Source organism: Telmatobacter bradus, from assembly GCF_048629425.1.
GTDB lineage: Bacteria > Acidobacteriota > Terriglobia > Terriglobales > Acidobacteriaceae > Telmatobacter > Telmatobacter bradus.
On record NZ_CP184532.1, the window covers coordinates 4,511,188 to 4,523,884 of the forward strand.

Below are 12,697 nucleotides of genomic sequence, written 5' to 3' on the forward strand. Positions count from 1 at the left end.
TCCATCAATCCCAACAAACTTCATCTTCGTGCTGCCACGCATCCAACCCTGCCACAGCATAGCTGGGAGCTAGCAGCTAGAAGCTGCCTTACGAAAACAGCTTGCTGACGCTGGTTTCCATGTGGATGCTCTCGATGGCCGCGCCCAACAGGCCGGCAATCGACAGCACCTTGATCTTGTCCAGCTTCTGAGCCGCCTCACGCAGGGGAATCGTATCGGTGACGATAACTTCTTCCAGTCGCGAGTTGGCAATCCGTTCCACGGCCGGGCCCGAAAGCACCGCGTGGCTGGCGCAGGCGTGAACCTTGGCCGCACCGTTGGCATACAGGGCATCGACCGTCTTGACCAGCGTGCCGGCCGTGTCGATGATGTCGTCGATGATCAGGCAGGTCTTGCCCTTCACATCGCCAATCACGTGCATCACTTCAGTCACGTTAATGTCGGTACGGCGCTTGTCCACAATGGCCAGCGGAGCGCCGATCTTCTGGGCAAAGAAGCGAGCCCGCTCCACACCACCCGCATCGGGAGAAACCACCGTCAGGTTGGGCAGATTCCGCTCACGGAAGTAGCTGACCAGCACCGGCGATGCAAACAGATGATCGACCGGGATATTGAAAAAGCCCTGAATCTGTGCCGCATGCAGATCGACGAACAAGGCGCGATCCGCTCCCGCCGTCGTCAGCAGGTCAGCAACCAACTTGGAGCTGATGGCCACGCGCGGACGATCCTTGCGGTCCTGGCGCGCATAGCCGTAATAAGGAACAACCACCGTGATGCGGGCTGCCGAGGCGCGCTTCAGCGCATCGATCATGATCAGCAGCTCCATCAGGTGAGAATCCACCGGATAGCAGGTGGGCTGCACCACAAACACATCCACGCCACGAACGTTCTCAAGCAACTGAAAGTACACTTCGCCATCAGCAAAGCGCTGAATCCGCACATCTCCGACCGGAACCCCGATGTGCGCGCCAATCTTTTCAGCCAGCGCCCGGTTAGCCGAACCACTGAAGAGCTTGAACCGCTTGTCATCGCTCAGACTGCGCTTTTTCTTGGGATCCACCAGGCCTTTGACCTCGGGCGTTCCCTTCAGATCCTTGTTCTTCGCTTCAGCAGAAGCCACAACGGGGGTCTGCCCCGCCTTGATCTCTGCCTTCAATTCTTCTGCTGAAACTACCGTCGAAGCTACTTCCATTCCCGATTCCCTCCAAGCTGGTTGGCTTTGGCTGTGTTCGGCTCTGCGCGGCAGGAATGGGCGCGCAGGGAATTAAAACTGGCTGGGCGACCAGGATTCGAACCTGGACAAGTGCCTCCAAAGGGCACTGTCCTACCATTAGACGATCGCCCAACTATGTAATCCGCGATGAGCCTGTGTGGCCCCGCGAACTACGCTGAAATCTCCACCGGCGTCAGCATGTTGCGCCAGTACGTGGCGCGAGGCACAGTGCGGGTCAAAAGGCTCGCCACACCGGCTGCCTCCAGACGTACGCAGGCCGCTAACGCCGCCTCCCTGGTCAGGTACAACCCGAAAAGCGCCGAACCGGAGCCCGACAATGAAGCATGCAGGGCCGCCTCCGGATTTCCAGGAGCCGCCAGAATGCGCTTGATGTCTGCAAGGGATGATTGCTGGCGAAACACAACTTGCTCGAAGTCGTTCTCAATCCAGCTAAGAATCCCGGTGCGGACAAGCGCGGATCCCACGGACCCGGCTCGGTCCCCTCGCTCTGAAGGGACACCGGAGGAACCTGCCTCCAGCCCGGGGATTGCTCCCGCAAAAGCGCTGGCGTAGGCACGGTTCAACTCATTTAGTGTATCCGCACTCGTTTCTGCGGTCAAACCCTGTTGAAAACACAGCGCATCCCAGTCGCGGAAGGCCTGCGGGGTTGAAACCCCCACGGCAGGCAGCGCCATGGTACACCAAACCGGCTCAAAGTCCGGCAAAGGAAAGACTTGCTGGCCGCGATCCGTACCCAGAACCGCACCGCCAATCAAAAACAGCGGCACATCGGAGCCAACTTTGGCCGCAACTTCCAGCCGCTTGGCCTGCCAGCCGCGCAACCGCGCAGGATCGCCTGCCAGCCCGCGAACCTGCTGACCTGCTGCTCCGCCGACTCGCTGGCCGTCCGTCTCCCACACGCCCAGTTCGGTCTCCAGACCCACCAGGGCGGCCACGGCGTTGGCCGAACCGGCACCCATGCCGCCCTGCACCGGCAGCTTCTTCTCAATGTAGATGTGAACCTCGGCCGAAACACCCAGCGCTTCCAGTGCCAGCTCCACCATCTTCCAGGCGGTGTTTTTGCTGTCAGTAGGAACGCGTTCGTCGTTCGAGGTCAGCCGCAGGGCAGTCGTTGCCGCCAGCCGAGCCTCAACCGTGACAATGTCGTGGACTTCCAGCGTCTGATAGACGGTGGAAAGTGCGTGAAAGCCATCGGCGCGGGGTGCGCCAATCGCCAATCCCAGGTTGATCTTTGCGTGCGAGCGGACTGCGGTAGTCATACCGCTCCATTGTAGAACCCGGGCAGTACGCACCCCGCCCGCCCGCCGCTTTCTCCCGTTTTCCTGCCACCCGACCAAGCGTATACTGCTAATGGCTCCCGGCAAGCGCCCCTTGCCCCGACCACGGGCCGCATCCTGCGTCTGCGGAGCGGCACTGGAGAAACCTATGAGTATTCCTTCTCTTTATGGCGGCAATCCGCCCGCTTCTTCCTGCTGTCAACTCCCCAAGGTCACACTGCCCGCGCTGCTTGAAATGAAGCGTCAGGCCAAGCCCATCAGTGCGCTTACGGCCTACGACTATTCCACGGCGCGCCTGGTCGACGAGGCTGGGATTGACGTGATTCTGGTGGGTGACTCGCTGGCCATGGTCGTGCTCGGCCATGAAAACACCCTTTCCGTCACCGTGGACGAGATGCTGCACCACACCCGCGCCGTCCGCCGTGGCACGCGCCGCGCCCTGCTGGTGGCCGACATGCCTTTTGGCAGCTACCACGCCAGCATCGACGAGGGCGTGCGCAACGCCATCCGCTTCATCAAGGAAGCGGGCGCCGAAGCCGTCAAGATCGAGGGCGCCCGCGCCGAACTGATTCGCGCCGTCGCTGACTCTGAAATTCCCGTCATCGGCCATCTTGGCCTCACCCCACAAAGCGTCCATCGCATGGGCGGCTTCCGCGTGCAGGCCCGTAGCGCCAGCGACGCTAACCAACTGCGCCGCGACGCTCACGCCATCGCTAAAGCCGGTGCTGGAGCCATCGTGCTCGAAGGCGTGCCCCGCGAAGTGGCCGAAGCCATCACCGCCGAGCTCGACGTGCCCACCATCGGCATTGGCGCGGGTCCCGGCTGTGACGGCCAGATCCTCGTCTATCACGATCTGGTCAACCTTACTTTTGCGCCGCCCGCCAAGTTCGTCCGCCAGTACGCCGACGCCACCAGCCTGCTGCGCTCCGCCCTCGAACACTACCGCGAAGACGTGGAACAGCGCACCTTTCCGGCAGACAACGAGAGCTATCACCTGCCCGCCGCCGAGCGCTCTGCCTTTATCCGCGAACCTCAGCGTGAAAGGAGCCACTCCTGATGCAGATTCTTCGCACCGTTGCCGACCTGCGCCGCTGGTCCCGCACTGAACACATCGCTGGCCGCACCGTTGGCCTTGTGCCCTCCATGGGCGCGCTGCACGCCGGGCATGCCTCACTGATCCGCGCCGCGGCCAAGGGCTGCGACAGCGTGGCCGTCAGCATCTTCGTCAATCCCACGCAGTTCGGCCCCAACGAGGATTACGACCGCTACCCGCGCAGCTTCGAGGCCGATTGCCAACTGGCCGAAGCCAGTGGCGCACAGGTCGTCTTCGCCCCTGCGGTCAATGAAATCTACCCCGCCGGCGCGGCCACCTTCGTGGAAGTGGAAGGACTTTCGAATCGTCTGGACGGCCAGTCCCGGCCCGGCCACTTTCGCGGCGTTTCTACCGTCGTCACCAAGCTGCTGATAGCCGCCGAGCCTGACCGTGGCTACTTTGGACAGAAGGACGCGGCCCAGGTGGCCGTACTGCGCCGCATGGTGCTTGATCTGCGCCTTGCCACCGAACTCGTCGTCTGCCCCATCGTCCGCGAGGCCGACGGGCTGGCGCTCAGCTCACGCAATGCCTACCTCAGCGCCGAAGAGCGCAAGGCCGCGCTGGTGCTCAGTCGCACCATCCACGCCATCGAAGCGCTTTTTGCGGCAGGCGAACGCAGTAGCGCTGCACTCCTGACCAAGGCCACGCAGTTGCTGGCCGCCGAACCCGCTACCCACCTGGACTACATCACGCTGGTCGACTGGGCCACGCTCAAGCCTGTCCAAAAGGCGCAGCCCGGCAACCTCTTCGCCATAGCCGCCAGCTTCGGCGCAACCCGCCTGATCGACAACAGCATTCTGGGGTAAGGACGAGGGGCTTAAAAACAAGGTGCATAGGTTCTAGGTGCTAGCACCTAGAACCTGCTGTCATACAATCTCCCCATGAGCACTCACGTCATCGCTACGGAAAAGGCCCCTGCGGCCATCGGCCCCTACTCGCAGGCGGTACGCATCGGCAACCTGCTTTACACTGCTGGCCAGATTCCTCTGGACCCGGCCACCATGCAGATCGTGGATGGCGGGATCCAGGAACAGACCACTCGCGTGCTTGAAAACCTGAAGGCCATCGTCGAGGCCGCCGGCTCCAGCCTGGACCGCGTCGTCAAGACGACCGTCTTCCTGCAAAGCCTGGGCGACTTTGCCGCCATGAACGAGGTCTACGCAAAATATCTGGGCGCCAACGGCCCGGCACCGGCCCGCACCACCGTGGAAGTGGCCGCCCTACCCAAGCAGGCGCTGGTAGAGATCGAAGTCGTCGCGGAAGTGTAGAAAAGCTTCTAGCCTCCAGCTCCTAGCTCCTAGCTCCTAGCAACTGGAGGCTAGAAGCTGGGAGCTGCTTTCCGCACCCATCCAGCCGCCCGCACATCTAATCATCAGGAGGCTCTTCCCTTGAGCAACTTCCCTGAGCGGATTGATCTGACCGAAGCAGAATGGCGCGCCCGGCTCACCCCAGAGCAGTACGCCATTCTGCGCGAAAAGGCTACTGAGCGCGCCTTTACCGGCCCACTTGCCTACCACCACGAAACCGGCAGCTACCACTGTGCCGGCTGCGGTGCGCAGCTCTTCACGAGCGAGGCCAAATTCGACTCCGGCTGCGGCTGGCCCAGTTTTTCGATTGCCGCCGATTCCAGCGCCATTACCGAGCACGAAGACCTCAGCTACGGCATGCGCCGCGTTGAGGTGACCTGCGCCCGCTGCGACGGCCACCTGGGCCACGTCTTCCCCGACGGCCCCACGCCCACCGGCCTGCGCTACTGCATCAACTCCGCGTCGCTGACCTTTACCCACCAAGAAGCCAACGAATAGCACCAAAAAACGTGCAAAAAGCAGAAGACCCCATCCACGAGGGATGGGGTCTTCCAAAAACCGCGGGCTTGGCCCTGCGCCGGTAGGCCGGCAGCAAAACTATGCCTTAGTGATCTTGCCGGTCTTGATGCAGCTGGTGCATACGCGCAGACGCTTGGAAGCGCCGTTCACCAGTGCCTTCACCGCCTGCAGGTTGACGTTCCAGCGGCGCTTGGTGATGTTGTGCGCGTGAGAAACGTTGTTACCGAATTGCGGACCCTTGCCGCAGAGATCGCATACCTGTGCCATCGTTCAACTCCAAATTCTTGACTGCTTACGGATTCCGGAATTCTGGCCGGGGTCGCACTTGATTCAAACCACGCTTGGACACAGACGTCCCCGCAAGCCTACCGAAGTCTTAGTTTACTCCGAATTCACTTCCACGCCAAGGCTTGACCCCACAGGTTTTCTCTAACTTGTTTTTACGCAATATTTTATCTTTTTTCCCCTGGCCAAAGGTTGCACTATTTCTGTAGCAATCCTTCCTTCCGCCACACACTCTAAGAAAGGAACCCAGGTTGACGCACCGCACCCATCCCTCTAGAGTCAACAGCAATGAACCTGAGTGCCCGCCTCACCGTTGCCCTGCACGTCCTTGCCCTGCTGGCTTCCATGCCAGACGAGGCGCTGACCAGTGAGTTCATTGCGGGCAGCGTCAACACCAACCCCGTAGTGATTCGCCGCGTCATGGCCCACCTGCGCCGCGTTGGCTATGTGCGTTCGCAGCCCGGCAGCGGCGGCGGTTGGAAGCTCATTGCCGACCCCGCAGCCATCACCCTCGCCGACGTCCGCCGCGCCGTGCAGGAGCCTTCGCCCTTTGCCCTGCATAGCCAACAACCCAACCCGGCCTGCCCAGTGGGCCGCGGCATTCAGCAGGCACTTGCACCGCTCTACGATCACGCCGAACGCGCCATGGAAGATCAGCTGGCCCAAACCACCATTGCCACCCTGCTGCGCTCGGTGCAGAACCCAAAATAAAGGAGAAACCAAAAAATTGATTTTATTTGTAACTTTTTCTGTTACGAATACATCTCAACAAATGCAGAGACACCTTACTAGGAGATTCACACCATGAAGATCGCCGTTACCGGAGCCACCGGTCAGCTCGGAAGCCTCGTCATTAACGCCCTCAAGGCCCGCGTACCTGTTGCAGAGATTGTTGCGCTGGTCCGCACCCCTGCAAAGGCAGCCAATCTGGGCGTTTCGGCCCGCACCTTCGACTATAGCAAGCCAGAAACGCTGCCCGCCGCGCTCGCGGGCATTGACGCACTGCTGCTCATCTCGTCGAACGAGATTGGCCAACGTGGCCCGCAGCACCGCAACGTGATTGAAGCGGCGAAGAAGGCCGGCGTGCCTTGGATCGTCTACACCAGCCTGTTGCATGCCGACACCTCGGCCATCACGGCACTCTCAGGCGAGCATCTCGACACCGAAGCCGCACTCAAGGCCAGCGGCATCGACTACACCCTTCTGCGCAACGGCTGGTACACCGAGAACTACACCGGCTCGGTACCCGGCGCGGTGCAGGGCGGAGCCTTCTTGGGCAGCGCCGGTCAGGGCAGAATCAGTTCTGCGGCCCGCGCCGATTACGCCGAAGCAGCGGCCGTCGTGCTCACCACCCCCGGCCACAAGAACAAGACCTATGAACTTGCGGGCGACACGGCCTACACGCTCACCGATCTGGTCAGCGAGATCAGCCGTCAGACGGGCAAGAACATCCCCTACAAGAACCTGCCCGAGGCCGAATACGCCAAGATTCTGGAAGGTTTTGGCCTGCCTGTCCCACTTGCCACAGCCTTCGCCAGCTTTGACACCGGCGCAGCGCAGGACGCGCTCTACGAAAACGGCGGACAGCTTGCCAAGCTACTGGCCCACCCCACCACAACACTGGCCGACGCGGTAGCCGCCGCCCTCAAGGCATAAATTCAACCTCCAGCCTCCAGCTTCTAGCTTTAAAAGCTGGAGGCTGGGAGCTAGAAGCTAAGGCTCCAACACTTCCCGCGCCCGCAGCGCCAGTCCGTAGGCCACCGAGGTGAACTCGTTGCCACTGCGGATCTTATCCTCGCCAAAGCGAGTGGCGAAGATGCGGCGCACCGAGGGCACAAACGAGCTGCCGCCGGTCAGGAAGACGCGATCCACCTGCCCAGCCTCAATACCCGCCCGCTCCAACACGCCGTCCACGCAGGTTTCCACCGAGCGCAGGTCCTCGGCGATCCACTCTTCGAATTCAGCGCGGGTCACGGGAATGCGCAGGTCGAGCGTGCCGTCATTAAACCGGAACTCGGTTGATTTGTGCGCTGAAAGTTCGCACTTTACCTTCTGCACCGCCTGGTGCAACTGGTAGCCAAGGTCTTCTTCGATCAGCGCGATCAATGCCTCGATCTTCTCCGGTTCCAGCGCCCGCACCCGTGCCCCGCGCAGAATCTCGCGCACGTTGTTGGTGCGCAAAAACGAGAGGTAGTGCCAGCGCTCCAGGTTGGCATAGATCCAGGCTGGAACGGCGGGCAGCAGCTTGCCGAAGGAGCGAACTTCACTCTCCGAGCCGAGCGCAGGCGAAACCAGCTTGCGCACCAGACGCGCATCGAATGCGTCGCCTGCCAACCCCACGCCACTGCTTGCCAGCAGGTCTTCCGGCTGGCGGCCGCGTTTACGCACGGCAGGGCCCACGCGCAGCAGGGAAAAATCGCTGGTGCCGCCGCCAAAGTCGCCAATCAGGATCAGCTCGTCGTGTTCGAGCGTCGATTCGTAGGCGTAAGCTGCGGCAATCGGCTCCAGCTCGAACTCTACCCGCTCATAGCCAGCCTGATGGAAGGCAGCACGCAGCCGGCCCACGGCATACTCATCGTCCTCGTCGCTCTCCGAGCCCACAAAGCGCACCGGACGGCCCACCACCACCGTATGCACCGGCTGCGCCCACTCGGCCTCAACCGAAGTGCGCAAATCGCGCACCATGCGGGCAATCAGCTCTTCCACCGCGTAGTTGCGGCCAAAGATGGCCGTACCGGTCAGCGTGCGACTGGGCAGGTGCGATTTGAGTGACTGAATCAGCCGACCCTTTTCGTCCGCATCCAGATAGCGTTCGATGGCCCGCGGGCCGGTGAGGGCAGAACTCTTGCGTGCGCCCGTGGCCGAACGCGTCTGCTCCAGATAAATCACCGAGCGGAAAGAGTGCGTAGGCGCGCCCAGGAAGGAAAAGTTGGCCAGATGCACCTGATCGGCCGTGGCCAGTGCCACGCTGCTATTGGTTGTGCCAAAATCGATGCCCACCGCTCCGGCGGAGAATGTTGCTTTCTTCACTGTTCTGTCTTCGATCCTTGAGCGCACAGGCTCCAGCAAATTGCAATCCCGGCAAAATCTTTCCGTCCTGCAATGGAACCACACTGGCGGGAACACCGCGGCCACCGCCGGAAGACGAAAGTCTCATTGTGCCGGGTACTCTTTCATCATACTGGCTGGGCTAAAGCAAAAGCAGAGTAGCTGTCCCCAAAAGCAATCCGCTCAAGGCTCTTTTTTCTCAAGAAAATGACCGCTCACACATCCTAAAAATTCTATAAATATTCCGAAGGTTCTCTAAATCCTGGAAGACAAAAAATGGGCGGAGCCGCAGACTCCGCCCAAACAAGACTTGATTTTTCCTACTTCACAGTTACAGCTACCTGAAACTTGGTCTGCGAGCAGGGCGAGATCGACGGATCGGCCAGCCCGGTCGAAGAGTTTGTTCCGCAGGCTTGCGTTGTAGTCAACACCAGAGATCCTGAGCTCACCTCGTACGGATCAGCAGAGGCATAAACCGAAATCGTCGAGGTGCCTGCCGGAGTGTTGTAAATATCGCCACTCGAACAGCCTGTTACACACACGGCCGTAAGGGGCAGCAGCACCGCGGCCAGCAGGACTCCGGCTGAAACCCAGGCATAACGCCGTGCCAAATGCCTGCGCGCCAGCAACAACAGCAAGCCTCCCAACCCACCCAAAGCCCACGGAATTCTGCTGGCCGTAGTGGTTTGCGGCGGCTGATCAATCACCACCGAAAGTTGCACCGTAGGAATGCTGTAGGTAGTGCCTGACGTGCTGGCCAACACCATGGCCTGCCCCGGCGAAAAAACGCAGCGGGAATTCGCCGGCAGGGTGGAAGTGTCGCAGCTAAATCCGGCCAGACCATTCCAGCCGCCGTAACTGGTTGCGGAAAAAGTTACCGTGCCGCTGCTGGTAGCAGTGCTGGTCAGCGCCGTGCTGCTGCTCGTCACCGTTACCGCTGCGGAGGAAACAACGACCACCGTCGTGGCAGCGGAAGAGGACGCAATGTAGTTCGCATCGCCCGAGTAGGTGGCGACTATTGCATCCGTTCCCACCGACAACGCAGTGGTGCTGAGCGTGGCCTCAAAGAGGCCGCCGCTGGCCGGTGCCAATGTGACCGAGCCCAACGATGTTCCGTTCGACGTAAAGGTCACCGTGCCAGAAGGAATGCCCGAGCTGGACGAGCCGACGGCCGCCAACAGCGTGATACTGCTACCCGACGTTGCGCTGAGCGGATTAACATAGGGCGTGGTAACTGCCAGCGCTGTCGCCGTGGGTGCCTTGCTGGCCGTCACCGACAGGATGGAGGAATTGCTGCCGTCAAAGCTGCTGCTGCCCTCGTAGACGGCCTCCAGCGTATGCGTGCCACCAGAGAGTCCGGAATCTAGCTGGAAGGTAGCCACGCCCTTTGCGCTGAGCGTAGCCATGCCGCCCTGTACGCCATCCACAAGCAGTTTGGCCGTACCAGAGGGCGTTCCACTCGATGAAGTTACAGTAGCCGTCAGCGTGATCGCTTCGCCAAAGTAGAGCGATCCGCTTGATGGCGAAGTTACGGCCAGCGCCGTAGCTGTCGATCCACCGGATGCTCCCGTGCCGGTCAGCGTGATCACCGAGCTGCTGGCGTTGGTTGCATTGCTGGCCAGCGTGAGTACATCTGTGCGCGTGCCGCTGGCCGTGGGCGCAAAGGTGGCGTCGATTGTGCAGTAAGAACCTGCCGCCACTGTACCTGATGCCAAACAACCACCGTTCTCGCTGCCAGGAAGAGTGAAGTCTGCAGTGTTTCCACTGGCAGAATAGTAGGGCGACAAAAAATCGAGCGTCAGATTACCCGAGTTCTCCACCGCTGCCGACAACGTGCCGCCACTCTGATTCAACGCCCATGCCCCAAAGCTCAGCGTGGAACTGGTGCGGGTCACCAGATAGGCAGCACCATCCGCGCTGTCGGTCACATACAGATTGCCGGAAGCATCGACGGCCACACCATACGGAGCATTGATGCCGATGCCTGCATCTACCGCATCACTGTTCTCCAGCACCCCGGAAACGCTGGGAATGCGCACCAGCTGGTCGTTGCCGCTGTCGGCCACAAACAAACTGCCCGAAGCGTCAACGGCCAGACCGGAGGGAGTTCCGAATCCATTCGCCACCAGCTCCTGCACACCCGTCGAGAAGGGAGTGACAATTTTGTAGATCTCACCCACGCCGGAGTTGGCCACATACAGATTGCCGGAAGGGTCCACCGCCGTAGCCAACGGGCTGCTGAGCGAAGAAACCAGCACCGTGGCGGCCGTTGTGTTCAGCGACGTTGTATAAGGCACGTAAACGATGCGGCCATTGCCCGAGTCAGCAATGTATAAATTGCCCACCTTATCTACCGTCACACCCGCCGGCGAACTGAGCGCCGCGTTGGCCAGCGTGGTGGGCAGCACCGTCTGCAATGAGTTATCCAATGCACCATTGATGATCGGTACTTCCACAATGCGGCTGTTTCCCGTGTCGGCAATGTAGACGTTGCCTGCGCCATCGACGGCTACACCCTCCGGACTCGAAAGCTTTGATCCGATGGAAACTGCCGTCGTGCTGCCTGAGGCATACTCCAGCACTTCGCTGTTACTGGAGTCGGCAACGAACACATCCCCAGCCGCGTCCAGCGCTACCGACTTCGGCGTTTTGAAGCCATTGCCAATGCTCGCCACCGTGCCAGGATCGATCGTTACACCTGCGCCCTGCCCCGTGCCGTAAAGATACACCGTGGCCAGCGCGCTGCCCGAGCTGCTCGCCACAGAAACTGCGGCCTTGGTTGCACCCGGTGCCGTCGGGGTAAAGGCAATGGTTTCCGTGCAGCTTTTGCCTGCGATGTAAGCCGTACCCGCTGTGCAAGTGCTGGCGCTAGCCGCAAACACTCCGCTGGGAGGAAAGAGCGCAAAGGAAGAAGGCGTCTCCGCCGCGTTGAAGATAAAACCGACCGTTGCCGTGCTCGATGAACCGACGACTACCGAACCAAGATTGGCACTACCCGCCGCCAGTTGATAGAGACTCGCTGTATTATCGCCAAAGAAAAACGACTTGCTATCCTGCGAGATCGTCAGCGGCGCTCCCAGCGGCGCTCCCGCTGCAATCTGATACATGCTGCCATATTGCAACGACGACGAATAGGGGACCTCGTAGATGTTGCCCGTGCCCGAATCGCCCACATACAGATTGCCCGAAGAATCAAATGCCAGACCGAGCGCGGTCGATAGCCCCGTAATCACCACCGTTGGACTCGACGTTCCATAGGAGGCAACTGGAACTTCGTACACCGACCCACTACCCGAAGCCGTGAAGAAAACATCGTCGCTCGCATCGAGGGCAATCGACGTAATCTGCCCAATGCTGCTGGTGCTGGCAAAAACAACTACGCCACTCGTTGAGCTGGTCTGTTCGTAAATCGCGCCCGAACTGCCAAACCCATCCGAAACGACAAAGATGTGCCCCGAGGAATCCACGGCAATATCGCCCGGGTCATACCAGTAGCTATCAATGCTGCCAATCGAGCTATTATTCGCCACTGAAGTTGCCGAGCTTGGTTCGGGCGTACAACTCGACGAGGGAATCTCCATGACCGCGCCATTCCACTTGTCGTCCACATATAGATTATTGCTACTATCAATGGCCAGACCACCCAACAGGCCATCGCCGCTGGCGATGCTGCCATAATTAACCAGATAAACAGCCGTACCACCACCTGCCGGAATCTCCATCAGGTTACCGCTGTTTTCCAGCTCGTAGAGATTGCCGCAGGTATCCTGCACGACTTTGCCAACATTGGTTGTGCCGCTCGTGCTCACGGTCGCCGCCGCAGAAACCACAACGGACGGCACGCTCACGGCCAGGGCGGACGTTGCCGCCGTCGCCAGTGCCAGCAGAAGCCACCCGGCGGTTTTTCCCAGAGTGCCTATAAACCTACGCATTG

At 60.5% G+C, this 12,697-nt stretch carries 11 protein-coding genes and 1 tRNA gene; 6 read left to right on the plus strand and 6 right to left on the minus strand.

Going from position 1 to position 12,697, the window contains the following annotated elements; translation table 11 throughout:
• Window positions 1-88 precede the first annotated feature (88 nt).
• The 3 genes from ACOBR2_RS18730 to ACOBR2_RS18740 all read right to left on the minus strand — a co-directional run bounded on the left by ACOBR2_RS18730 (window position 89) and on the right by ACOBR2_RS18740 (window position 2,493).
• A complete protein-coding gene (locus tag ACOBR2_RS18730; protein ID WP_420237610.1) occupies window positions 89-1,192 on the minus strand; it encodes a ribose-phosphate diphosphokinase in 1,104 nt (367 codons plus the stop codon).
• Window positions 1,193-1,271: 79 nt separating this feature from the next.
• A tRNA-Gln gene (locus ACOBR2_RS18735) sits at window positions 1,272-1,345 on the minus strand.
• A gap of 38 nt (window positions 1,346-1,383) precedes the next feature.
• Window positions 1,384-2,493, minus strand: a complete 1,110-nt coding sequence (locus tag ACOBR2_RS18740) for a 4-(cytidine 5'-diphospho)-2-C-methyl-D-erythritol kinase (protein ID WP_420237611.1) — start codon at window positions 2,491-2,493, stop codon at window positions 1,384-1,386.
• Window positions 2,494-2,659: 166 nt separating this feature from the next.
• On the opposite strand from ACOBR2_RS18740, the gene panB reads away from it, so the two are divergent.
• From panB to msrB, 4 genes are all read left to right on the plus strand, one after another.
• Window positions 2,660-3,568, plus strand: a complete 909-nt coding sequence (gene panB / locus ACOBR2_RS18745) for a 3-methyl-2-oxobutanoate hydroxymethyltransferase (RefSeq protein WP_420237612.1) — start codon at window positions 2,660-2,662, stop codon at window positions 3,566-3,568.
• On the plus strand, window positions 3,568-4,410 hold the full coding sequence (panC, locus tag ACOBR2_RS18750) for a pantoate--beta-alanine ligase (protein ID WP_420237613.1): 843 nt from the start codon (window positions 3,568-3,570) through the stop codon (window positions 4,408-4,410). Before panB ends, panC begins: the two co-directional genes overlap by 1 nt.
• Window positions 4,411-4,485: 75 nt before the next feature.
• Complete coding sequence (locus ACOBR2_RS18755) at window positions 4,486-4,872, plus strand: RidA family protein (RefSeq protein ID WP_420237614.1); 387 nt, start codon at window positions 4,486-4,488, stop codon at window positions 4,870-4,872.
• Window positions 4,873-4,992: 120 nt separating this feature from the next.
• Window positions 4,993-5,409: a peptide-methionine (R)-S-oxide reductase MsrB gene (msrB, locus tag ACOBR2_RS18760; RefSeq protein WP_420237615.1), complete on the plus strand. Its 417-nt coding sequence runs from the start codon at window positions 4,993-4,995 to the stop codon at window positions 5,407-5,409.
• A gap of 99 nt (window positions 5,410-5,508) precedes the next feature.
• Here msrB and rpmB read toward each other — a convergent pair whose 3' ends face one another.
• Window positions 5,509-5,697: a 50S ribosomal protein L28 gene (gene rpmB, locus ACOBR2_RS18765; RefSeq protein WP_420237616.1), complete on the minus strand. Its 189-nt coding sequence runs from the start codon at window positions 5,695-5,697 to the stop codon at window positions 5,509-5,511.
• 306 nt (window positions 5,698-6,003) lie between these two features.
• On the opposite strand from rpmB, the gene ACOBR2_RS18770 reads away from it, so the two are divergent.
• Window positions 6,004-6,426, plus strand: coding sequence for an Rrf2 family transcriptional regulator (locus ACOBR2_RS18770; protein WP_420237617.1), 423 nt, complete (start codon window positions 6,004-6,006; stop codon window positions 6,424-6,426).
• Window positions 6,427-6,519: 93 nt separating this feature from the next.
• Entirely contained in the window at window positions 6,520-7,371 is an 852-nt protein-coding gene (locus tag ACOBR2_RS18775; RefSeq protein ID WP_420237618.1) for an SDR family oxidoreductase, read from the plus strand.
• 57 nt (window positions 7,372-7,428) lie between these two features.
• Here ACOBR2_RS18775 and ACOBR2_RS18780 read toward each other — a convergent pair whose 3' ends face one another.
• Together ACOBR2_RS18780 and ACOBR2_RS18785 are read right to left on the minus strand one after the other, a co-directional pair.
• On the minus strand, window positions 7,429-8,745 hold the full coding sequence (locus ACOBR2_RS18780; RefSeq protein WP_420237619.1) for an Hsp70 family protein: 1,317 nt from the start codon (window positions 8,743-8,745) through the stop codon (window positions 7,429-7,431).
• A 338-nt stretch (window positions 8,746-9,083) separates the two neighbouring features.
• Window positions 9,084-12,695, minus strand: a complete 3,612-nt coding sequence (locus ACOBR2_RS18785) for an Ig-like domain repeat protein (protein WP_420237620.1) — start codon at window positions 12,693-12,695, stop codon at window positions 9,084-9,086.
• Window positions 12,696-12,697 lie beyond the last annotated feature (2 nt).

What these genes read in the sequence shown, in the direction of transcription:
- ACOBR2_RS18730 (WP_420237610.1), bottom strand. Translation starts at nt 1,192, where the DNA reads ATGGAAGTAGCTTCGACGGTAGTTTCAGCAGAAGAATTGAAGGCAGAG.
- ACOBR2_RS18740 (WP_420237611.1), bottom strand. Translation starts at nt 2,493, where the DNA reads ATGACTACCGCAGTCCGCTCGCACGCAAAGATCAACCTGGGATTGGCG.
- panB (WP_420237612.1), top strand. Translation starts at nt 2,660, where the DNA reads ATGAGTATTCCTTCTCTTTATGGCGGCAATCCGCCCGCTTCTTCCTGC.
- panC (WP_420237613.1), top strand. Translation starts at nt 3,568, where the DNA reads ATGCAGATTCTTCGCACCGTTGCCGACCTGCGCCGCTGGTCCCGCACT.
- ACOBR2_RS18755 (WP_420237614.1), top strand. Translation starts at nt 4,486, where the DNA reads ATGAGCACTCACGTCATCGCTACGGAAAAGGCCCCTGCGGCCATCGGC.
- rpmB (WP_420237616.1), bottom strand. Translation starts at nt 5,697, where the DNA reads ATGGCACAGGTATGCGATCTCTGCGGCAAGGGTCCGCAATTCGGTAAC.
- ACOBR2_RS18770 (WP_420237617.1), top strand. Translation starts at nt 6,004, where the DNA reads ATGAACCTGAGTGCCCGCCTCACCGTTGCCCTGCACGTCCTTGCCCTG.
- ACOBR2_RS18775 (WP_420237618.1), top strand. Translation starts at nt 6,520, where the DNA reads ATGAAGATCGCCGTTACCGGAGCCACCGGTCAGCTCGGAAGCCTCGTC.
- ACOBR2_RS18785 (WP_420237620.1), bottom strand. Translation starts at nt 12,695, where the DNA reads ATGCGTAGGTTTATAGGCACTCTGGGAAAAACCGCCGGGTGGCTTCTG.